The sequence below is a fragment of the Megasphaera sp. UBA4233 genome (assembly GCF_002395615.1).
GTDB lineage: Bacteria > Bacillota > Negativicutes > Veillonellales > Megasphaeraceae > Megasphaera > Megasphaera hexanoica.
Genome location: NZ_DGXL01000007.1, coordinates 16,965 through 38,262 on the forward strand (window position 1 = coordinate 16,965; position 21,298 = coordinate 38,262).

Here is a 21,298-nt window from a genome sequence, read left to right on the forward strand (position 1 = left end):
CCTATATGCGGATCCGCCGCGCACTTCCCTGATTGCGGCGGACATAGTCCGATGCCGAAAGGCCATCGAGAAATGCATGCAAATCCTGCTGCCGTTCCATACCTTTCGTATAGTAATCGTAGAAATCAGCCGTTTCGGCCATGCAGCGGCAGATGCAGTTTTCTTCTTCCCAGGCGTATTGTTTGAATTGTTTCTCCAGTTTCCGCCGTATGCCAAAGGTAGCATAGTATACTTTAAAGGACAGCCCTGCCAGAATCAATACGCAGGCGGTAATGAAGATATACTGATGGCTGGCATAGGCAGCCGTGATGGCGTTCATCAAAAAGGCCGTAATCCCCGCCAGGATCGCCGTCACGATCAGGCCTCCTATCGGACCGGCAAAGGCCATGCAGAGCAGGGCCACACCTGCCAGCAGCATAAAGGGATGATTATCCAGGACCCAGCCGCCGCCATAGTACAGAAGTGCCCCGCCGCCGATGATGCAGAACAGCATGGCGACCACAGTCCATCCCGGCCGGTGCTTGCTAAGTTCTTCCTTCTGCCAGGCATCAATAATGGTATGCAGGGCCGAGAGATGATCCCGTTCATTTCTCCCATCTATGGAATAGAATGTCAGTTTATCCACATGGCCCTCATAGGACAGATTAGAAAAAAATTCAAAGGAATCGGGGAGTTTCTGGACCGTTTCCCCCTGCGCATCGTCAGCGGCGCTGCGGATCCAGTCTTTCGATGACGCTATCGCATACTGCCGCAGGGATATGACTGCCTTTTCTCCGTCATCGAGGCACCAGTCCGTAAGCCAGGAAATATACGGCTTATATACAGACGGCTGTTCTTCTTCAGAACGGTCGGCTTCAATGAATCGTTCCAATAAAACACTCTTGGCCTGTTCCTTTGCTACGGACGCTTCATCATCGTCCATGAGTTTCTGCAGGTCATCCAGCGCCTTCCCAGGCAGATGCGCTCCTTGCAGCAATTCTTCTACACTGGCCTTGGGAGCCTTTTTCAACAGTTTAAACTGTTCGTCTTCATTCAGAGTAACGGAACTGCGCTCCTTATCAAACCAGTCATGCCAGGTCTGGATCTGCTGCTGTATCAGCCGGGCATCCTGGCATTGCTCACTTTTCCAGTCATTCAACCTGCCTTCTACATGGCGAGATCCGGACATGTTCATCAGCCCGTCGGTATACGCTTCCATACAGTACTGGAAATGCTCTGCCAGCGATGAACCATCCTGCTGTCCCAGATACCGTGCCAGCCAGACATCTGCCGCATGGTCCCGTTCTTCCCACAGGGAAAGGAGGAAAAAGAACAACGATGTCTTCTGGTCATCGGCCTGCAGTGACCGTTGCAGAGCCTGCTGTGCTTTCGCCCGGTCATCTGCCAGCCAGCAGATAAGTGCTGCCAATCCATATGCCATCCAGTAATCATCTGCCGAAACGAGCAGTTCTTCTGCTTTCTTTTGCAGCGTTTCTTTCGTTAGCAGCCCTGTATCCATATTTTTCAGTATGCCCTGGGTCATTACCCGGACATCACGGCTGGACAATAATGCCGTCCGCGATGCGTACTCTGATTGTCCATATGCTGTCACACCTACACGCCCCCTGAACTATGATATAACTATGTTATATTATACAAGATGTTCTTCTGCAAAAAAAGTGCCTTTCTCCCATTCGGTCTGCAATTTTCCCTGCCATTTCTATTCTTCATACTACAAAGGTGTCAAAATATGCTATAATGCTTATTATTCATTTTTAATTATTCCCATCGAGGTGAAATCATGGACTCTCACTCCACTTCTGCAACCGTTCATCCCGTAGATGAAATGCTGCCATACGGCAAGCTCTTTGCGTTCGGTCTCCAACACGTCCTGGCCATGTATTCCGGAGCAGTTGCCGTACCGATTATCCTGGCACAGGCCATGCACCTGCCGCCGGAACAACTGATCCATCTGATCAATGCCGACCTTTTTACCTGCGGCATCGCCACCATTATCCAGACTCTGGGCTTCTGGAAAGTAGGTGCACGTATTCCCATGATTCAGGGTGTTACCTTTGCTGCCGTCACACCGATGTGCCTCATCGGTGTCCAGCACGGTCTGCCCGTCATGTATGGTGCCATCATCGCCGCCGGTCTGGTGACTTTTCTCATCGCTCCGTTTTTCAGCCGCTTCATCCGCTTTTTCCCGCCCGTCGTGACCGGTACAATCATCATGATCATCGGGATCACCCTCCTGCCCGTATCCGTCATCTGGATTGGTGGCGGCGGCAATACCAGTGACCCCGCCTTTGCCGGTCCTATGAACCTGTTTCTTGCCTTTATCACCCTGGCTATTGTCATCGTACTCTACCGCTATGGCAAGGGATTTGTCAGTAATATTGCCGTTCTTCTCGGTCTGATTGGCGGTACGATCATCGCTACTGTTCTGGGGCAGACGAATTTTGCCGAAGTCGGCCGCGCCAGCTGGGTCGGTATCGTCACTCCTTTTTCTTTCGGTTTCCCTGCCTTTGATATCGGCTCGATTTTATCGATGATTGTCGTCATGTTCGTCACCATGGTCGAAACGACCGGGGACTGCATTGCTATCGGGGAAATCGTCGATAAACCTATTGGCCGCAAAGATTTGGCCCGTTGTCTCCGCGCCGATGGCCTTTCTACGGTAATCGGAGGTATCTTCAACAGCTTCCCCTATACAGCGTTTGCCCAGAACGTCGGCCTTATCGCCCTGACCCGTGTCAAAAGCCGTTTTGTCGTCACCGCTTCCGGCATCATCCTCATCGGTCTTGGCCTGCTTCCCAAAATGGCCGCCATTGTCGCCTGTATCCCCAACTCCGTACTGGGCGGTGCCGGTATTGCCATGTTCGGCATGATCATCGCCAGCGGCGTCCGTTCCTTATCGAAAGTAAAATTTGAAGGCACTTCCAACCTGATGCTCGTCGCCATCAGCATCGGTGTCAGCATGATTACCCTTACCGTTCCCAATTTCTTCCACGCCTTCCCTTCCTGGTCCCAGATTGTTCTGCACAGTGGCATCACACTGGGCAGCATCACCGCCGTCGTCCTCAATATCATCTTTAACGGTATAGGTAAACAAGAGGAATCGTAATCTGCTTTTCGTTTCTCACAAAAGGAGCATTCTCTGACAGCTCGTTCTTCAGAGAATGCTCCTTTATGTCTATCCGTATACTGCGTGTCCCCTCTTACAGCGATTTAATAAATTCCCGGATTCGTTTTAGTCCTTCCCGGATATTGGCTTCACTCGTTGCGTAAGACAGGCGGATGAATCCTTCGCCATTGCTGCCAAATCCCGTTCCCGGAACGGTGACAACGTGTTTTTCATCAAGCAGCCGGTTGCTGAATTCTTCTGATGAAAGGCCGGTACCGGTAATATTGGGGAACATATAGAAAGCGCCTTTTGGTTCCCGGCAGGTAATCTTGCCGTGCATCATCGTATTCAGCCCTTCGAGCATCAACTGCCGCCGTGCCCGGTACTGTTCCAGCATATCCGCTACAGGCTGCTGACTTCCCGTGAGCGCTGCCAGAGCGGCCCGCTGCACCGGTTCGAAGACGCTGGATACGGCATTTTCCTGCATCTTTATCATGCCTTTGATGATTTCTTCATTAGCTACGGCAAACCCGATGCGCCACCCCGTCATGGCATAGGCTTTGGAGAAGCCATCGACGATGATGGTCCGTTCTTTCATGCCCGGGATTTCTGCTATGGATACGAATTCTTCGTCCGTATAGATAAGGCGGCGGTACATTTCATCGGTAATGACATACAGGTCATACTGTATCGCCAGCTGTGCAATAGCTTCCAAGTTTTCCCTTGTCGCCAGTCCACCTGTCGGGTTGGAAGGGAAGTTCATGAGGATAGCCTTTGTCTTCGGTGTAATCGCCTTTTTGATATCATCGGGATCAAACATGAAATCATTTTTTCATATACATCGACCAACACAGGCTTGGCATACATTTCCGATACAAATCCGTTGTAATTTGCCCAGTAGGGATTGGATATGATGACTTCATCTCCCGGATCCAGAAGCGTCAGAACCGACAAAAGCAATGCTTCACAGCCGCCAACCGTAACAATGACATTATCCCGGCTGTACGCCATCCCCCGTGGCCCGTACGATGCCGCAATGGCATCGCGCAGTTCAGGAATCCCCGCATTGGGTGTATAAAAGGTCCGGCCGTCCTGTAAAGCCCGGACTCCCGCCTCAATGATGTGTTCCGGTGTGATAAAATCTGGTTCTCCAAAAGCAAAACTGATGACATTGTCGAGTCCGTAGGACTTACCAACCATGCGGCGGATTGCAGAGCCTTCCACACTGGAAATACGTTTGGCTAATGGTTTCATACAAATTCCCCCTGACACATAAATATATATTTTAAATTTTAATGATATGCATTAAATTCGCTCTATATTTTCCTGATTTTTGGTCAAATATAACGAGCACCGCGAAAACAGCTGTGCTCGTTAAAAATGTTAAGTTATGAATGTTATTTATGTTCTGCTTCTTTTTCTGCAGCCAGAGTGACTTCATCGCGCCAGATGCCCAGGCGTGCCACGCAGTCGGCAGCCGATGCATCCCATTTTCCATCTTGGAGGCGCTGTTTGTAATCATCCACCAGAATCTTGACTTTGCCACTCAGGAGGAATACGACAATGAGGTTGCAGATGACACACGTACCATAGAAGAAGTCAAAGGTAGACCACAGGGTCTTTGCTGCGCCGATAGCTCCGACGACGGCCCAGGCACAACCGATGGCATAGTAAATCTTAATCCAGACGCCTTCCAGCCCCAGTGAATTGAGGCAGATACCGCCATAATATACGTTGACGACACAGGTCGTAAAAGCAAAGAAGGTAATAATAACCGAAATAAATACAGCCCCGACGGCTACACTGCCAAAGGCAGAGGAAAAACCGGCTGTCGTAAGGGCAGCACCGGAAATACCCGTATTCCACAGGCCCGATGTCATGACGACCATAGCCGTCATAGTGCAGACGACGATGGTATCGAAGAACACTTCAAAAATTCCCCACAGACCCTGTTTGACCGGATGGTTGACCGATGCCGACGAATGAGCCAGAGGCGCTGTACCTGTACCGGCTTCGTTGGAATAAATACCACGGGCCAGGCCCCAGCGGACGGCCAGCATGACCGTGCTGCCAGCAAAGCCGCCGGTTGCAGCCGTACCAGTGAAAGCGTCTTCAAAAATCATGGCAAAGGCCGCTGGAATCATGCTGGCATTGGTAATCATGACGAAGATAGCGCCGATGATGTAGATGACAGCCATGAAGGGAACGACGAGATTGGCAAAGTTAGCTATACTCTTGAGACCACCCAGGAGTACGGCCGCCATGAGAATTGCAACAGTAATGCCGACGACATAGGGATTAATGGCAAAAGCCGTATTGACAGCATTAGAGATTTCTGCCGCCTGGATAGACGGGGCAAACATCATGCCCGCAGCCATGACAACCGCCCAGAGGACGGACAGCCAACGCCAATTTTTCCCGAGGGCATTCTTGACATACCAGGGAAAACCACCATGCCAGACCCCGCTTACAGGGTCTTTTTCACGATAAGCCAGTCCCAACGTAACTTCCGAGAACTTGACGATGAGGCCCAGCATGGCGATGAACCACATCCAGAAGACGGCACCAGGACCGCCCGTTGCGATAGCAACGGAAACGCCGGCGATATTACCGACACCCAGTGTCGATGCCAGAGCCGTACAGGCCGCCTTAAACGGCTTGATATTGCCGTCACCAGAACCTTTGTCAAAGATTTTGCCAAAGGTATTCTTCATGACATGCCCAAAATACGTAAACTGAAAGAATCCCAGCCGGACCGACATAAAAACAGCCACAAAAGACGTGCCGATGAGCAGCGGCCAGCCCCAGACAAAGTCGGCATAAGCCATCATACCTTTTGCAATCAAACCAAAAAATTCCATACGCATTACACCCCCACAAAATATATAACTTCCCTCTGAAATAATATAAGGATAATATCAATGAGAGCATTATGATGGGGAAGTCAGAAACCATCCTGCTCTTTACAACCCTATCCATCATACCGAATCTATATTTGTTTTCCGAATGAACATCTGTCTACATTGTACAGACTGTACAGCCTGTTGTAAAATTCAAAATTCCGAAAAAAATATTATTAAAACTAGATATTCAGCTGTATCTTAAAAATATTAGGCATAAAATAACAAACTATCTCTATCTTTTTTAATAAAAATAGAATATATTAAGGAAAATCATATTTTGAATCACGTATTATTTTTCGAATTGTATTTTTTATATATAATTTTTCATTTTTTCTATCCATTGTTCCATAAAATTTATAGAATAGTTTAAACATTTTTAGTTCAGATGATTTGTCAGTATACTTGCAGACGATTATAATAGTGGCGTACATTTTCCGTATCATAGGGGGACTGTCATCATGACGAATCTGGAAATTGAAACGTTTCTGACTATTTGCTGGCACAAAAGTATTTCTAAGGCGGCTGAAGCACTGTATATCAGTCAGTCTTCTCTAAGTACGCGCCTGAAAAAGCTGGAACAAGAAATCGGATGTCAACTCGTCGCCCGACGCAACGGGGCCCGTTCATTGGAACTGACTCCGGAAGGAGCGAAATTTTACGAATATGCCTGTCAGTACCGGGAACTGACCCGGCAGATGCTGGCCGTATCTCATAGCAAAGGGCCAGAACAGTTGCGTATTTCCGTCGTCAACAGTATCGGGACATTCCTGTTCCCTCCCGTTTACGGGCAATTTCTCCGTCAGTATCCCCAGTACCGGCTGGAAATACAGGAGGCCGATAATGTACCGGCCCTTGCCAACAAAAAAATGAACAGCGGCCTGGTAGACCTCATGTTTCACAGCGACATCCAGCCATCAGAAACGCTGCATATCTTTCCCGTCTTTAGTGAACCCATGGTGCTGATCTGCTCGACCGATTCGCCGTACCCCGAACTAGTAAACAGGGAAGAGCTCCTCATAGACAGGGAAATTTTCACAAAATGGAGCGACACCCAGTACGAATGGCACCAGAATATGTTCGGCCAGGATATCCGGCCGCTCGTCCATTTAGAAATCATGAGCAACTTCCGGATTTTCACATCCCAGCCCAATTGCTGGGCCATCGTCCCCCTGAGCGTTGCCGAAGGAATTGCCGACAACGCTTCCATCAAAATATGCCGGACTGAATTCAAAATACCCAAGCGTGTCACCTACTGTGTCGCTACCCAGGCAGCCCGGACCATGCCGAGTACCCAGGCCTTTCTGGCCTGTCTCCATGAAGAATTGGAAAAAAAGCCGCCCTATCAGCTGGATATCTTGTATTGATTTGTAACCGGTCTATGCTTCGGTGAATACCTTATTGATATTCAAAATAAAAACACGCAGCAAAAACAGGCTCTATGCCCGTCTGTTTTGCTGCGTGTTTTTTTCATTTCCTCATGAAATGTGTGCGCTACCCTTAATATTCGCTCATGAAATGTGTACTCCTTACCAAATATTCGCTCATAAAATGTGTGAAATCGTCTGATATTCGCTCATGTTTTGTTGCAGCCATTGCAGAATATCGGTATAATATACAGTAGGAATACAGGAAGGAGGCCGGTTTATGTTATATTTAGAACGTAAAATTGACACCTTTTTAATACATTGGAAGGAAACCAAAAACAAAAGCCCTCTTATTGTCAAGGGAGCCCGACAAGTAGGAAAAACAGAATCCATCCTTCGATTTGCCCGCCAACAATACGCCAGCGTTATTTATATCAATTTCGTAGAAGAACCAAAATATAAAACCATAACGGAAAATGGCTATAGCGCAAAAGAAATCATCAAAATGATTTCCCTTTTGGACCCATCCAAACGATTTATTCCCGGCAATACGGTCATCATTTTTGATGAATTACAGGAATTTCCAGACATTGCAACTTCCTTAAAATTTTTTAAGATAGATAACAGATTCGACGTAATCTGCAGTGGCTCCATGCTGGGAATACAATACAAAAAAATTGAAAGTAACAGCGTTGGATACAAAACAGATTATGAAATGCACTCTCTGGATTTTGAAGAGTTTCTCTGGGCCCGCGGTTATGATCATTCTATCCGCACCACACTGCTCAATCACATGGTCACGCAAACCCCATTCAGTCCAGGAATCTTATCTACCTTCTTTTCTCTTTTTATGGATTTCTGCATTCTGGGCGGTATGCCAGCCGTCGTACGGGATTACATTGCAAATCAGACATTTGAAGGCTCTTTGAATACACAAAGGCAATTATTAGCCGATTATAGGGAAGATGTCCGCAAATATGCCAGTGGTGTTGATCAGACCAGAATTTTAAATGTTTTCGAACATATACCCGTCCAATTGGCCAAGGACAATAAAAAATTTCAAATCTCCAAAGTAGCTCCCAACGCCCGTTTTAAGGACTATAGAGGATGCATAGAATGGCTGCATGACGCGGGTATTATAAATATATGCTACTGTTTGTCTTTTCCAGAACTCCCACTAAAAGGTAATTATGAAAGTACAAAATACAAAATTTATATGAAGGATACCGGCCTGCTCGTGGCCATGCTGGATGAAGAAGCACAGGATGATTTAAGGGTAAATAAAAATCTGGGAGTGTATAAAGGCGCTCTATATGAAAATATCGTAGCCGAAGCTTTGGTAAAATCCGGCTACGATCTGTATTATTACAAAAAAGAGAACGCCACATTGGAAGAAGATTTCTTCGTCCGCACAAAAAACAGTCTTGTACCCGTAGAAGTAAAATCAACCAATAACAAATCAAAATCACTGCATACCCTGCTCAACAGCAGAACATATCCCGATATCCGGTTTGGCATAAAATTGATTCGCGGAAACATCGGTCATGCAGAACAAATTTTAACCTTTCCCTATTTCTGCACCTTCCTGCTCAAAGAATACTTACAAGCATCAGCTGGCAGTCCATCCACCATCGATGCATAAATCGGCACCAGTAATATAGCTGGCTTTTGATAAAGCCAGGAACAAAACGGCGTCGGCAACTTTGTTTCACCGTATCAGCCACCAGATTCTTTATTTACACCCACCTTTCTGACATCACAAGCTAAGACATTGACCGTCATGCCAGCAGCCTTCAACTCATCGGCCAGCGCCTGGTATTCATCGGGATGTCGACTGACAATCACACAACGCGCTCCCGCTTCCCAAAACCTGCGTACAATCGATTCGCCAATCCCTTTGCTGACACCAGTAACCACGACAATCTTTCCAGCAAACTCACCCATCCTGTCATTCTCCCTCATGTATAATAGTAAAAAAATTTTACTATATATAATTTCGCCGGCATGAGGAAAATATCCTTTAGGGAATTGTGAAAAATATTTTTGCTCTACAAACTATACTGTTCTTTGATCATATCCCATAGCCCCAACTTTTTCAGTTTTTCTATAGGAGCTCTGAATGTAGCCGTCACGGTTCCCGGAGCCCGGCCAATTTCTAATCCGCCACTAATAGTAATGCGATTCATGACCTGAGGCACTGTCATATCAAGTAAATCTGCCGCACGTTGCATGGCACATTCAATAGCAATATTCAAATTAGCTCCTGTCCCTATAAAAGAAATAGGAGCAGCTTCTTCAAGTTTCACCCCCCATTTATCAGCCTCTTGTTGTGCCAGTATCCTTTCTGTATCGGTAAGCGGCTTAGCAAGATACGGCAAATCTTCCAACAGAGGCAGCAAGATTGGACCATCAAGAGTCAATCCTTTGATGACCGAAACCTGCAAAATCGCAATACCCGATACATCACAGGTATGACCGGCAATTTCTCCGTCTCCCTGCAATGCGTGCATATCACCTACGTAAACACCGCCACCGGGAACACGAACTGGTGCAATGAGTACAGATCCTGCCCTGACTCTGTTAATATCCATATGCCCATCGGTGACAGTTTTCAATTCTTCTTCACTTTGCGCATATTCATGAGGAGCGCCTACAAGAAATTGTCCAAAATCACGGGCATTATGAGAATCCGGAGTATTGACAGGCGGCGTCGTTCCTAATTGCCCTAAAAAAGGTCTCAATCGTGTAGCTATACCTGGCAAATCATGTGGGGCCAGTGTTACCACAGGATTCTGAATAGAATTATCTGGCGTCTGCATAAATGTACGACCAGAATGAGCTGCCGCTTCAGCTCCTTTTTGATCAAGTGTGACCCCGATTGTGTGATTATCATCGAATGCAATCGTATATCCACTGGTGAAAGCGAAAGGCGCTACAGGAGCATCACAGTTTTTGCAACGAATAGCATCCTGTCCAATTCCCTTAATGACCGTCTCCTCATATAAAGTGCCACACTGAGGACATTTCCCAGCAACAAATGGATCCCCCAGACACCTATCAGGAAAGACTTTATCATTACCTGACGCCGTACCATGCGATGTAATTTGAACCGAAACAATCTTAATCGCAATTGCATCTCCAACCTCAGCATTTTCTACTTTCACAGGTGTTGTCACTTCGTGACCCCACGGATAGCAGGGGTTAACATTGGTCCCCAACAGCCCGGTGCTGTGTTAGCAACAATATATCCTCCATCCGCTACCGGGCCTGTCATAGGAACATTTGGTCCTAAAATACCGTTTGTAAATGTGTTGACAAAAATTGTACGTTTAGCCATATTGCCACCTCCTCACAGAATATCTGTTTTTATATTGCCTATATATAATTTATTCTCCTAATCAACGCAATTTCCTTTTCAACATTTTTCCAATTCTCATATATTGCATAAAGAATATTGGCGACACGATAAATTTCTTTGTACGTGTCGCCAAATTCAAGTATAGAAAGAAAGTTTTAGGGTTATCTCTTTATTTCCTGAACAAGTTCAGAAATCCTGTGTACACCTTCGATAATATTATCTTCCGAAGTAGCATACGATATTCTGATGTAATCCACATAAGCATCACCGAATGCTTTGGCTGGAACTGTCGCTACATACTTCTCTTCCAACAATACTTTAGCAAATTCATCACCTGACAGCCCCAATTTAGAAACATTAACCAATAGGTAAAATGCTCCATCCGGTTTAGAATAAGTCAATTCAGGAATTTTAGATAGTTCCTTTACAATCAAATCACGTCTCTTAGAAAAAGTTTTAACCATCAAATCAACGGCCTGCTTTGTATTTTTACTTTCCATTGATTTACTTAATCCCACTTGTATGAATGTTGTACCACTTGTAGTCGAATATTGATGCGTGCGCATAATCACATCCGCCAGATGTTTAGGTGCAGCAATATACCCTACTCTCCATCCTGTCATTGCAAAAGTTTTAGAAAATCCACTGACTAATATAGTTCTTTCTTTCATATCGGGAAAATTAGCAATGGAATAAAATACTGAATCCCCATATACTAATTGACTATACATTTCATCCGATAAAATAAGGAAATTATTTTCTCTTGCCAATTTACAGATTGCAGCCAGTTCTTCACGTGTAAATACGACGCCACTAGGATTATTGGGATTATTAATGATTAACATCTTAGTTTTAGATGTAATCGCAGCTTGAATAGCTTCTATATCTAATCGGAAATCTTTCAATGGTACATCAACAAAATGTGCTTCGCACATATTAACTAATGATTTGTAATTTACAAACGAAGGAGTAAGCACAATCACATCATCATCAGGATCAACGAAACTTAAGATGGTATTATTTAACCCTTCTGCACCACCTGATGTCAAAATAATTTCGCTGTCCGGATCATAATCCACACCGGTTTCATTTTTAATATAATGCTGCAATGTTTTACGTAAGCCAGGATAGCCCCGATTGGAAGTATAGTGTGTAAAATTGTCTGTTAATGCCTGAATAGTAGCACTTTTTATATCTTCCGGCGTATCGAAGTCCGGTTCTCCAATACTTAAAAATATTACTGGATTTCCTTCATTCTTCAAGATAGTTGCTCTTTCTAAAACCTTACGAATTGCTGATGGATGTACATTTTTTAATCTCCGGGCTCCTATTGAAAAATCATATGCATGTTCCATAATATCCCTCCTATCCATTTGCATTAGTCTACTTTACTTTCTTCCTTACGATTATCAGCAGCCGCCTGAGCAGCCAGATAACTTTGTCGGAATGATTTGCCACTGACCATAATACCTATAATAATGAGCAACGCACTTGATCCTAACCCCAGATACAAAGGATTAATAGTTAAATGCAATACCATTTTAGAAATGATTGGCAGTAATGTACCACAACAAATAGATGCAAAAGCCCATTTAGGAGTTAGCCATCCCGGTTTAAAGACAGCAAGCGACAAAGGTACAAATACACCTGCTCCACGAAGAATCATGGAAAGGAAATTTAATTCCAAAATAGTCGCATTTAAATATAAATATGAGAAATAGGTGCCTACTACCATCGTAATAAGAATCGTGAGCCGATTCGTCAACAGTATTTTTGAATTAGATTTAACATGCATTAAATTTCCTACAAAGTCACTGGCAAATAAAGTGCCAATAGCCAGTGCCATCCCGGCAGTTGAACTGATAATTGCCAGTAAAATTCCCGCAATAGCTACACCGCCTAACCAATCAGGAAAATATCCTAAGAAAAAAGTAGGAAGTGCCTGAATAGGTATAATTTCCGGATGTGTCGCATGCATAAACATCCCAATAGCAACGATAGGCAAGCCTATAGGGATAATAATTGCTGAAGCCGTAAAAGCTCCACGCGCCGCTGTCTTTGCATCACTTGCAGAAAACAAAGCTTGAATATATGCCTGTGCCGATAATATACCTACCATCATTGAAAAGATATTTCCCAAAACTTCTGCCGTACCGCGACTAAATAAATTAAACCAAGGGTCATATGGAAACATTGCATGGAATTCATCGCTAGGCATAGATGCTAAATATTTAATAGCAATAAAACCACCTATTAGCAGAGAGCCCCATAGTAAAGCCATCTTTATCAAACCAGTTAAACTATTCCCTTTCTGACCGCTAAAAAACACAGTAGCAACAACAACAAAAACGAAAAGCACAGAAGATACTTCCGGGGTAATGCCTAATACTTGAATAAAAATCTGAATAGCTGCAATTGTCCCAGGCAATTGAGAAATGAGCATACTAAGGATTGTTGCAACACCAACCATGACCCCTGCCCATTTTCCATAATGAAGTGTGAAAAATTGTGGCAACGTTTCAAGACCTGTTCTCCGTAACGGTTTAGCATAAAACAGTCCCATCACGAAAAAAGCAAGTCCAGCACCTAACGCATACGCCCAACCAGCTAATCCTACTTGAAAAGCCATCTGTGCCGTGCCGACAGTCGCTCCTCCACCAATAATGACACCAGCAATACTACCAGCTACACGTGGCGCAGTCGCTTTTCTCCCCGATAAACTAAAACCAGCTGCAGAATTTACGCCTCTTGCAGAATACACTGCCACACCAATAGTAGCTAAAATCGTCAATGCAATCGCTGCTAAGTGCATGAATGAAACTTCCATTCAGCTCACCTCTTTCTCTACAACATTAATCTTCCTTTGCCATATTTATTTTCTCTTACTCTTCCTTCCCAGATACATACGCGAAGGATCTACTTTCATGCGGAGTATTTCCAATTCTTTTGCCGTCGGTGGAGTAAATGGTTTTGCTCTGGATATGTCTAAATCCCATCCCGTATTTTCTTTTACTTGTTCAGCCGTTACCCCTGGAAAAGTTTCACTCAGGTATAAGATTCCTGTCTCTGGATCTGAGCGCAAAATTGCCAAATCACTGATGACACAAACTTCCCCTCCACGGAAAATTCCTTTGTTAAACCGATTTTCACTGCCAGCTCCACGGATTCCACACGGACTCGTCAAATATTCAACATGTTCAGGAAAGCGCCTTTTTTCATGCACCATGGAAACAATAATTTTATCTGCCAGACTGGCAATATTATTAGCACCACCACTTCCAGTCATCCGTGCTTTCGGTCCTTTTCCCGTATCAGATACTGCCGCCGGCCAATATCCTCCTAAAGAAGTGGAATTTAAGTTGCCATACATATCACATTCTGCTGCACCTAAAATCCCAACCGTACAATATCCCCGGCAGGCAATAGTGCCAAATGCATCGGCCAGTGTCGATAATGTAGCTGCCCTATAAGACGCTCTTGGATCCGCAACAGAAACTGGCAGGTGTTCAATATCCGGGTCCACGGTTCCAGCCTCTAGAATAATCATCATATCAGGTGCTGTTGTCCGCTTGGCCAGTGATGCAGACAATAATGGCAGTCCCGTTCCAACAAATGCACATGCCCCATCCGGTAGTTCCCGTGCCGTGGCTACAGCAAGTAATTCCATAAACGTACTTTGATCCACTAGTAATTTTTTTTCTTTTAAATACTTTTCATACTCGTTCAATCATTTCACCCCCGTTCCAAAACGATCAACTTCCGGATTGTAATGGTACTGTGGATCCGTACGCAGAGACCATAATTTATCCCATCCAACTTTTTTTTCTAAGAATTCCCAATCATCTTTTGTGTCGGTTACATAATTCAGCCAATATTCCTTTACAACTTCTTTGGGCTTATGATTAACTACTTTAGTATAATTTCTAAACCATTCATAATCATAATCATAATAATTGGGCACACACGTTGGATATGCACCAAATGGTTGTTCCACAATGGCAGAAACAAATGCTCCTGGAATCTGATTATGTTCCGGATTTGTCCTGATTTCATCAGGTGAACAAATTCTTTCACATTCCACTATCAACGTGCGCCCGCACAAAGTTTGATCTATATCCGGACCAATCAATCCCTCCATCCGAACTGTTCCATCTAAAGCAACGCGCTGAACATGAATAACACATACCTCTGGCAGAATAGGCGGAACTAATGCAACCTTAACGCCTTCATTTCCCGTATATGCTGTTGACCGTTCTTTATATTTCTCATACAAATTCGTGGTATTGGGACACGAATCATCACCAGATTTAAACGTTCTCGGCCGGAGTCCCCAACCATCAAAGGGGTCATCAATTACGCAATATTTATGCGGTGGAATCCCCGGATGTTTCCATTCACCCTGCGCATTTTTTCCTCGCAATCCGGCTTTCCCGAAGACATCATATGTCATCAGATCGCTGCCCATATCAGTCATGCATGGCATAAACGGCAAGCCGTATTTACCTGCGATTGTGCGTAAGGCAAAACTCCAGTTGGAGTAGTCTTCTATCAGTTCGATTTCGCCATTCTGGATAGCCTGGCGGATTGCATACGCTACAGGCATTCCACCTTCCAAACCAATATACGTTGATTCGAGCCATTTAATCAGGCCTGCTCCTGCCAGCATTTCTTCTACATAGGTACCACCGTTCATGGTTACATACAGATCACCCACCCCCTGCCGGACAATCTCTCTGGCAATCGTGTTGGGCCTGCGCAAAAGAGTAAATCCCCCAAAGGCTATATGGGTACCTGGCTTGATATATTTTTGTACCGCCTCTTTTGCAGACATGACTTTATCTTTTAAGTCTTCTCCCATTCCGTTCACCTCGCTTAAAACGTTGTTGCAATTCTTTTATTTCATCATATGTTAAATATAAGTCTCCGTATCTTTTAGTTCTTGTATCGGACTTAATACACTTTTTTATTATTTTTTTCAAAATAAACTTTTTCCTGTCTGATATATTATTTTTCACATCCGATTTCCTGTACATATGTCAAAAGTAGTGATAGTTCATCATGAAAATGATTCAAATATTTATATTGCCGTTGCAGCTCATTACATATCAATTTCTTTTTTTCAGATGATAATTCTGCATCAGCAAAAGAGCTCTGCAATATATCCGCTTTTTTCAATAAATCACCTATTTGTATTTCAGGTTCTGCCAAATTATTGACAAGTCCGTTTCCAAGTAGGAGAACTCGTAAAATATCTGGCCAGTTTCCCATTTTTTTATGTTCATCCATGCTGCATACTCCCATTTTCGTGTATCGTAATAACAAAATCCGGACAAATATTGATGCATTTCAAACATCCAATACAGGTTCCATCTTCATTTACTTTCATATAATCATAACCTTGTGAGTTAACCTTACCAGAACGGCAGAACATCTGCTGCGGGCATACCATTTCACAATAACCACAAGACTTGCATAACGTTGAATCTATTTCTGGAAAAATTTTTCTATTTTTTGCATCCATAAAGTTCACCCCCTACGTCATAGTTCTAGCCGTTTCCATACCAACCTTCACGGCTTCAATATTCATATCTGCAATAGCTGGTTTAAATTTTTGTTTAATGACTTCGGCCAAACTTGTAAAACTGACAACGGGCACTTTTTCAATCATGGCACCGATTGCCACTAAATTAGCCATTTTAGGTGAACCAAGTTTCTGAGCTATTTCATGGAAGGGAATCCCATGCCAGCCCAAGGCATCACAGTTTTTCATCATGCCACAATCATATAAAACATTTGTTTTTATGTTTTTGTATTTATCGATTGCAATATCATTTAAAGCTATAATAATGTCAGGATGTTGAACTTTCTGATATAAGATTTCACTGTCACTTATGATGACTTCTGCCGAACTAAATCCGCCACGCTGCGCTACCCCATAGCTTTGGGTCTGCAACGCATTTTTTCCGTCTATAATCCCCGCCTTAGCTATCATGATTCCCGATGTCACCAAACCTTGTCCACCGGTGCCTGCAAAAATTAATTCATAGGTGTTTTTCATTGTATCCGCCCCCTATTTTCCCTGTGCCATATGCTGCCTGACAGACTGATACCGTGTCATGAAATCCGGTTCATCCCGGTCAACTAATTTTCCAGTTATGTAATAGCCTTTTTCTGCCGCATGATCTATTTCATTATATTTTTTTGCTGAAACGCCTTTTTCTTTTAGCATTTCCATCATCTTCACAGGCGTCTTCATTTGATTTCTGGGTCCGAACAAAGTTGTACACGGGCTGATTACTTCAATCATGGAAAACCCTTTTTTCTGTAGACCTTCTTTAATGCGGGTTTTCAATGCCAATCCCTGATAAGCTGTTTCTCTGGCAACATAATTAGCCCCGGCTACTTCAACGAGTTTACATAAATCAAATGCCCGTTCCGGATTACCTGCAACAGACGTCTGAGTTATAGCATGAGCTGGCGTCAATGCCGACATTTGTCCACCCGTCATTCCATAATTGCAGTTATTGACAACAATCGCCGTCAAATCAATATTCCTCCTTGCTGCATGAATCAAATGATTACCTCCGATAGTTGCGCCATCACCATCTCCCATGATGACAATAACGTGCAAATCCGGATTCGCAGCTGCAATTCCTTCTGCAAAAGGAAGCGCTCTCCCATGCGTAGTATGCAACAGATTTCCCGTCGTAAATTCGCCGGCTTTTCCCCAACATCCAATACCCGTAACAAGAACGAAATCTTTCTTTTCATATCCCAATTCTTCAATAGCCCGTAACATAGAACTCAATGTAATGCCATTACCACATCCTGCACACCACATGAGTGGCATTTTAGCTTTATTTAAAAACTGCTTTCCCGTTGCATATGCCATAACCATGCCTCCTACTCTATTGCCTGCATAATCTGTTGCGGCGTAATGCCTACACCACCACAAACATTTACACCAATAACCGGAATACTCAGATCAAATATCTTACGTACCTCTCCAGCAATCTGCCCAGAATAGTTTAATTCCGGAACGATTACTTTTTTTACCTGACCTGCATATTGAGCAATTTCCTGATTTGCAAAGGGCCATACCGTCTGCAATTGTAATACGCCAGCCTTTATTCCTTTTTTACGTGCTTCCTGAGCCGCTACTCTCGCCGCACGTACAGGAGATCCAGTAGCAATAACAAGCACGTCACAATCATCTACATCAAATTTCTTAGTAAAGATAATTTCTTCTCTATGCATTAACAATTTCGAATGAAGTTGTGCTACACGATGTTCACAGTTTTCTGGAGAATTATTGGCAAAACCATTTTCACCGTGCATCGTGCTGTTAATCCGTACAGTATATTCACTGCCAAACGCCGCCATTTCCGGAACGGCACCCGGAGTAAAATCATATTGCATGAACTGTTCCGGTGCACAATCCGGTGTTTTTCTATTTACGATTTCCATTTCACCTGGTTCAGGAAGAAGTACACTTTCACGCATATGTCCCACGATTTCATCAGGAGCCAGAATAACGGGAACTCGGAATTTTTCTGCCAAGTTAAAGGATTTGACAGCCAGTTCATAGCATTCCCGCACAGTTGCAGGTGCCAGACAGATGATTAACTGATCTCCATGACGCCCCCACCGGATCTGCATAAAATCAGCCTGTGCCGGTTTCGTTGCCAAACCGGTACTAGGGCCTACGCGTTGTACATCCACAACAACAAGGGGAATCTCACCTACGATGCCTACTCCCAGATTTTCCTGCATTAATGAAAACCCTGGTCCACTAGTAGCGGTAAAAGATTTCACCCCGGCTGCCGAAGCGCCTATGATAGCAGCCATACTAGCCAATTCATCTTCCATCTGCATGTACGTACCGCCAAGTTTTGGTAGTTCTCGTGAGCAAATAGCGGCAATCTCCGATGAAGGAGTAATAGGATATCCGGCAAAAAAGCGTGCGCCAGCGTAAAAAGCTCCTTGCGCTAATGCTTCATTGCCCTGAATTAATTGAGCTGTCCGTGTCATAATTACTCTCCTTTCAAGCTTTTCGTACTGTAATCAATCATTCATCATTCTATGTGAAATATTTATGCCAAAATAATCGAATTCCTGATTATCAATTATTCTCCTATTGCATTCCGCACGGTTATGCGGTATATTACAATTATTCATTGGTATTTTTTTCAAAAAAATCAACAAATACATTCTATTAATTAGCTTATTTTTGTTTAAAATTTATACTCTGTCTATTTTTTTTACGCATTTATGTGAGGATGAACAATTTATGAAACGGGCACAAATATTACTAATTTCAACTTACGCAGAATTGACAATGCAAGCAAAAAAGATTGCTAGAGAATTAGGCATTCCCATTGATGTATATGAAGGCGGCATTTTAAATAATGGTCATATCTATGCTGCCGCAAAAGCCGATTTATACGACGTTATCATAAGCATCAGCGGAACTGCCGAAACGATAAAAAAAATGGTTACAACTGTGCCAGTTCTTTCGATTGAAACGACATCAGGTGATATTCTAAGGGCACTAGGACAGGCAATCCGTTTTAACAAACCATTAACCTTAGTCAGCTATCAAACCAGCAAAATAAATGAATTAGAGGATTTAACCCAATTATTAAATGTAAAGTATCAACTTCTGCCTTATTCTTCAAAACAAGAATTCGAATCACAAATTTCACGTGTAATGGACTGGCATGATACGACTATAGTTGGACATGGTGGCTGTGTACAGGAACTGGCGCACCAAAAAGATATGGATTACGTGTTGATTAAGCCGAGTTATACCGCCATAAGACAGACACTCAGTTCAGCTAAAAATATAATAGAGGCCATTAATAAGGACAAATTTCAAAATAATCGCTTGACAAGCATCATCAATTATTCTTTAGAAGGTGTCATATCTGTTTCAAAAACAGGCGATATCACCTGTTTTAATACGGCTGCAAAAAAAATTTTTAATTTAGAAAAATCACCAAAAACAATCCATGATAAAAATATACCTCCACTTCTAAAAGAACTATTAGGGGACCGGTCCTTCATCCACGATAAGGTACTAAAAGCCACTCCGCAAAATCTTATTTATAGCCGTATTCCCATAAATATTAACAAAGACCTCGAAGAAACCATCATCATGGTACAAAGAGTATCTTACTATCAAAAAATAGAATATAGTACGCGTATGCAATTAGCTGCCAGAGGCTTAGTTGCCCACCATACATTTTCAGATATTATCCACTCCAGTCATATAATGGAGATTGTCATAAAGAACGCCAAGCGTTTTAGTAAGACAACGGCAACTATTTTGATTCAAGGAGATACAGGAACTGGCAAGGAATTATTTGCACAAAGCATCCATACGGAAAGTCAGGTAAAAAACGGCCCATTCGTCGCTATCAATTGCGCAGCCCTTCCAGAAGATTTGTTAGAAAGCGAACTGTTCGGATATGAAGAAGGCGCCTTTACCGGTGCACGAAAAGGAGGAAAAATCGGATTATTTGAATTGGCCCATAACGGAACTATTTTTCTTGATGAAATCGGAGAACTCCCTTTATCTATCCAAAATCGTTTATTGAGAGTCCTTCAGGAAAAAGAAATCATGAGAATCGGTGGAACCAAAGTGATTAAAGTAAACGTCCGTGTCATCGCCGCTACTAATAAAGACCTGTACGATCTCATGATGCAAAATAAATTCCGTCCAGATTTATACTTCAGATTAAATGTCCTGACATTAAAAATACCAGCCTTACACGACCGTCCTGAAGATATCAAAGGCTTAATCTGTTTCTTTTTACAGAAATATAATGTCCAATACAGCCGGAATATACTGATGTTTTCGCCCTTAGTATTATCTATATTAAAAAAATATCCCTGGCCTGGAAACATCAGAGAATTAGAGACCTTTATTGAGAAAATTGTAATCACAGCCGATTCTGACACCATCGACGAAACATTTATCAAAAATACACTAGAAGAATATACAGGAAATCACTTTAGCCTGGATAACTCAAAGCCTGATACGACTGTAATTCCTAAAGGCAATTTTTCCGAAGATCAAAGTCATATCGTTGTGAAGATTAATACATTAGAGAAAATGGAGGAAGAAATAATCAGACTGCTTCTGCAAAAAGAAAACGGAAACAAACAGAGTTTAGCTACCAAATTAGGGATTAGTCGTGCCACAATCTGGAATAAATTAAAAGAAAAAAAGGAATAAAAAGAACCCTGTCAGCACTTCCCCTATTGCTGGCAGGGTTCTTTCTATTCATCCTTCAGGCCTGTAATGTAATCCAGGGACACGTTATAAAAACGTGCTAATATAATCAACTTCTCCACAGAAATTTTTCGTTTTCCTAATTCATACATACCGTATGCTTCCTGTGTGCAATTTAAAAGTTTAGCAACTTCTCGTTGAGATAATTTTCGTTCCCGCCGCAATATTCGCAGTCGAGCATAGTATTCCATATATCTTTCCCCACCCTCCTATAATTATCTTAATTTAGTATAATACATTTTGCATAGTTTTGCAAAAATATTATCTATA

At 43.2% G+C, this 21,298-nt stretch carries 22 protein-coding genes; 4 read left to right on the forward strand and 18 right to left on the reverse strand.

All coding sequences use genetic code 11. The features are described 5' to 3' along the window. Position 1: 1 nt before the first annotated feature. Entirely contained in the window at positions 2-1,591 is a 1,590-nt protein-coding gene (locus B2U90_RS01530) for a hypothetical protein (RefSeq protein ID WP_292016929.1), read from the reverse strand. Positions 1,592-1,825: 234 nt separating this feature from the next. Between B2U90_RS01530 and B2U90_RS01535 the strand changes: the two genes are divergently transcribed. Continuing rightward, entirely contained in the window at positions 1,826-3,106 is a 1,281-nt protein-coding gene (locus B2U90_RS01535) for a nucleobase:cation symporter-2 family protein (RefSeq protein WP_141700313.1), read from the forward strand. A 94-nt stretch (positions 3,107-3,200) separates the two neighbouring features. On the opposite strand, the gene B2U90_RS01540 is transcribed toward B2U90_RS01535, so the two are convergent. From B2U90_RS01540 to B2U90_RS01550, 3 genes are all read right to left on the reverse strand, one after another. Next, on the reverse strand, positions 3,201-3,926 hold the full coding sequence (locus B2U90_RS01540; RefSeq protein WP_292016931.1) for a pyridoxal phosphate-dependent aminotransferase: 726 nt from the start codon (positions 3,924-3,926) through the stop codon (positions 3,201-3,203). Beyond that, positions 3,866-4,360 carry an aminotransferase class I/II-fold pyridoxal phosphate-dependent enzyme gene (locus tag B2U90_RS01545; RefSeq protein WP_292016932.1) on the reverse strand — a complete coding sequence of 165 codons (495 nt, stop codon included), beginning with the start codon at positions 4,358-4,360 and terminating at the stop codon, positions 3,866-3,868. The genes B2U90_RS01540 and B2U90_RS01545 overlap by 61 nt, the downstream gene beginning before the upstream one ends. A gap of 143 nt (positions 4,361-4,503) precedes the next feature. Next, positions 4,504-5,967 (reverse strand): alanine/glycine:cation symporter family protein, encoded by a 1,464-nt coding sequence (locus tag B2U90_RS01550; protein WP_292016933.1) that lies wholly within the window; start codon positions 5,965-5,967, stop codon positions 4,504-4,506. 500 nt (positions 5,968-6,467) lie between these two features. Between B2U90_RS01550 and B2U90_RS01555 the strand changes: the two genes are divergently transcribed. Next, positions 6,468-7,373: a LysR family transcriptional regulator gene (locus B2U90_RS01555; RefSeq protein ID WP_292016934.1), complete on the forward strand. Its 906-nt coding sequence runs from the start codon at positions 6,468-6,470 to the stop codon at positions 7,371-7,373. A gap of 280 nt (positions 7,374-7,653) precedes the next feature. Then, a complete protein-coding gene (locus tag B2U90_RS01560) occupies positions 7,654-9,015 on the forward strand; it encodes an ATP-binding protein (RefSeq protein WP_059075620.1) in 1,362 nt (453 codons plus the stop codon). Here B2U90_RS01560 and B2U90_RS12555 read toward each other — a convergent pair. From B2U90_RS12555 to B2U90_RS01620, 13 genes are all read right to left on the reverse strand, one after another. After that, the gene (locus B2U90_RS12555; RefSeq protein ID WP_366788511.1) at positions 8,983-9,060 is read right to left on the reverse strand and encodes a hypothetical protein; all 78 of its coding nucleotides are present in this window, start codon (positions 9,058-9,060) and stop codon (positions 8,983-8,985) included. The two genes, B2U90_RS01560 and B2U90_RS12555, sit on opposite strands and share 33 nt — an antisense overlap. A gap of 29 nt (positions 9,061-9,089) precedes the next feature. Beyond that, positions 9,090-9,317 (reverse strand): SDR family NAD(P)-dependent oxidoreductase, encoded by a 228-nt coding sequence (locus tag B2U90_RS01565; protein WP_292016935.1) that lies wholly within the window; start codon positions 9,315-9,317, stop codon positions 9,090-9,092. A 104-nt stretch (positions 9,318-9,421) separates the two neighbouring features. Further along, entirely contained in the window at positions 9,422-10,537 is a 1,116-nt protein-coding gene (locus B2U90_RS01570) for an acetamidase/formamidase family protein (protein ID WP_292016936.1), read from the reverse strand. 8 nt (positions 10,538-10,545) lie between these two features. After that, complete coding sequence (locus B2U90_RS01575) at positions 10,546-10,710, reverse strand: hypothetical protein (RefSeq protein WP_292016937.1); 165 nt, start codon at positions 10,708-10,710, stop codon at positions 10,546-10,548. 182 nt (positions 10,711-10,892) lie between these two features. Continuing rightward, positions 10,893-12,086, reverse strand: coding sequence for a pyridoxal phosphate-dependent aminotransferase (locus B2U90_RS01580; RefSeq protein ID WP_292016938.1), 1,194 nt, complete (start codon positions 12,084-12,086; stop codon positions 10,893-10,895). Between the two features lie 23 nt (positions 12,087-12,109). Continuing rightward, positions 12,110-13,558, reverse strand: coding sequence for a sodium:solute symporter family protein (locus B2U90_RS01585; protein WP_292016939.1), 1,449 nt, complete (start codon positions 13,556-13,558; stop codon positions 12,110-12,112). Positions 13,559-13,603: 45 nt separating this feature from the next. After that, a complete protein-coding gene (locus B2U90_RS01590) occupies positions 13,604-14,458 on the reverse strand; it encodes a CoA-transferase subunit beta (RefSeq protein WP_292016940.1) in 855 nt (284 codons plus the stop codon). Next, entirely contained in the window at positions 14,459-15,589 is a 1,131-nt protein-coding gene (locus tag B2U90_RS01595) for a CoA transferase subunit A (protein WP_059075614.1), read from the reverse strand. Between the two features lie 146 nt (positions 15,590-15,735). Further along, on the reverse strand, positions 15,736-16,017 hold the full coding sequence (locus B2U90_RS01600) for a hypothetical protein (RefSeq protein WP_292016941.1): 282 nt from the start codon (positions 16,015-16,017) through the stop codon (positions 15,736-15,738). Further along, on the reverse strand, positions 16,010-16,252 hold the full coding sequence (locus B2U90_RS01605) for a 4Fe-4S dicluster domain-containing protein (protein WP_292016942.1): 243 nt from the start codon (positions 16,250-16,252) through the stop codon (positions 16,010-16,012). Before B2U90_RS01605 ends, B2U90_RS01600 begins: the two co-directional genes overlap by 8 nt. Before the next feature lie 12 nt (positions 16,253-16,264). Then, positions 16,265-16,789, reverse strand: a complete 525-nt coding sequence (locus B2U90_RS01610) for a 2-oxoacid:acceptor oxidoreductase family protein (protein ID WP_292016943.1) — start codon at positions 16,787-16,789, stop codon at positions 16,265-16,267. Between the two features lie 12 nt (positions 16,790-16,801). Further along, complete coding sequence (locus B2U90_RS01615; protein WP_292016944.1) at positions 16,802-17,623, reverse strand: thiamine pyrophosphate-dependent enzyme; 822 nt, start codon at positions 17,621-17,623, stop codon at positions 16,802-16,804. A gap of 11 nt (positions 17,624-17,634) precedes the next feature. After that, positions 17,635-18,762, reverse strand: coding sequence for a 2-oxoacid:acceptor oxidoreductase subunit alpha (locus tag B2U90_RS01620; protein WP_292016945.1), 1,128 nt, complete (start codon positions 18,760-18,762; stop codon positions 17,635-17,637). 259 nt (positions 18,763-19,021) lie between these two features. Between B2U90_RS01620 and B2U90_RS01625 the strand changes: the two genes are divergently transcribed. After that, on the forward strand, positions 19,022-20,971 hold the full coding sequence (locus B2U90_RS01625) for a sigma 54-interacting transcriptional regulator (protein WP_292016946.1): 1,950 nt from the start codon (positions 19,022-19,024) through the stop codon (positions 20,969-20,971). A 44-nt stretch (positions 20,972-21,015) separates the two neighbouring features. On the opposite strand, the gene B2U90_RS01630 is transcribed toward B2U90_RS01625, so the two are convergent. Beyond that, positions 21,016-21,219, reverse strand: a complete 204-nt coding sequence (locus tag B2U90_RS01630; RefSeq protein WP_059075608.1) for a helix-turn-helix domain-containing protein — start codon at positions 21,217-21,219, stop codon at positions 21,016-21,018. Positions 21,220-21,298 lie beyond the last annotated feature (79 nt).

Excerpts from the sequence above, each read along its gene's own strand:
- B2U90_RS01535 (WP_141700313.1), top strand. The coding sequence starts at position 1,826 with ATGCTGCCATACGGCAAGCTCTTTGCGTTCGGTCTCCAACACGTCCTG.
- B2U90_RS01540 (WP_292016931.1), bottom strand. The coding sequence starts at position 3,926 with ATGTTTGATCCCGATGATATCAAAAAGGCGATTACACCGAAGACAAAG.
- B2U90_RS01545 (WP_292016932.1), bottom strand. The coding sequence starts at position 4,360 with ATGAAACCATTAGCCAAACGTATTTCCAGTGTGGAAGGCTCTGCAATC.
- B2U90_RS01550 (WP_292016933.1), bottom strand. The coding sequence starts at position 5,967 with ATGGAATTTTTTGGTTTGATTGCAAAAGGTATGATGGCTTATGCCGAC.
- B2U90_RS01555 (WP_292016934.1), top strand. The coding sequence starts at position 6,468 with ATGACGAATCTGGAAATTGAAACGTTTCTGACTATTTGCTGGCACAAA.
- B2U90_RS01560 (WP_059075620.1), top strand. The coding sequence starts at position 7,654 with ATGTTATATTTAGAACGTAAAATTGACACCTTTTTAATACATTGGAAG.
- B2U90_RS01565 (WP_292016935.1), bottom strand. The coding sequence starts at position 9,317 with ATGGGTGAGTTTGCTGGAAAGATTGTCGTGGTTACTGGTGTCAGCAAA.
- B2U90_RS01575 (WP_292016937.1), bottom strand. The coding sequence starts at position 10,710 with ATGGCTAAACGTACAATTTTTGTCAACACATTTACAAACGGTATTTTA.
- B2U90_RS01580 (WP_292016938.1), bottom strand. The coding sequence starts at position 12,086 with ATGGAACATGCATATGATTTTTCAATAGGAGCCCGGAGATTAAAAAAT.
- B2U90_RS01585 (WP_292016939.1), bottom strand. The coding sequence starts at position 13,558 with ATGGAAGTTTCATTCATGCACTTAGCAGCGATTGCATTGACGATTTTA.
- B2U90_RS01595 (WP_059075614.1), bottom strand. The coding sequence starts at position 15,589 with ATGGGAGAAGACTTAAAAGATAAAGTCATGTCTGCAAAAGAGGCGGTA.
- B2U90_RS01600 (WP_292016941.1), bottom strand. The coding sequence starts at position 16,017 with ATGGATGAACATAAAAAAATGGGAAACTGGCCAGATATTTTACGAGTT.
- B2U90_RS01605 (WP_292016942.1), bottom strand. The coding sequence starts at position 16,252 with ATGGATGCAAAAAATAGAAAAATTTTTCCAGAAATAGATTCAACGTTA.
- B2U90_RS01610 (WP_292016943.1), bottom strand. The coding sequence starts at position 16,789 with ATGAAAAACACCTATGAATTAATTTTTGCAGGCACCGGTGGACAAGGT.
- B2U90_RS01615 (WP_292016944.1), bottom strand. The coding sequence starts at position 17,623 with ATGGCATATGCAACGGGAAAGCAGTTTTTAAATAAAGCTAAAATGCCA.
- B2U90_RS01620 (WP_292016945.1), bottom strand. The coding sequence starts at position 18,762 with ATGACACGGACAGCTCAATTAATTCAGGGCAATGAAGCATTAGCGCAA.
- B2U90_RS01625 (WP_292016946.1), top strand. The coding sequence starts at position 19,022 with ATGAAACGGGCACAAATATTACTAATTTCAACTTACGCAGAATTGACA.
- B2U90_RS01630 (WP_059075608.1), bottom strand. The coding sequence starts at position 21,219 with ATGGAATACTATGCTCGACTGCGAATATTGCGGCGGGAACGAAAATTA.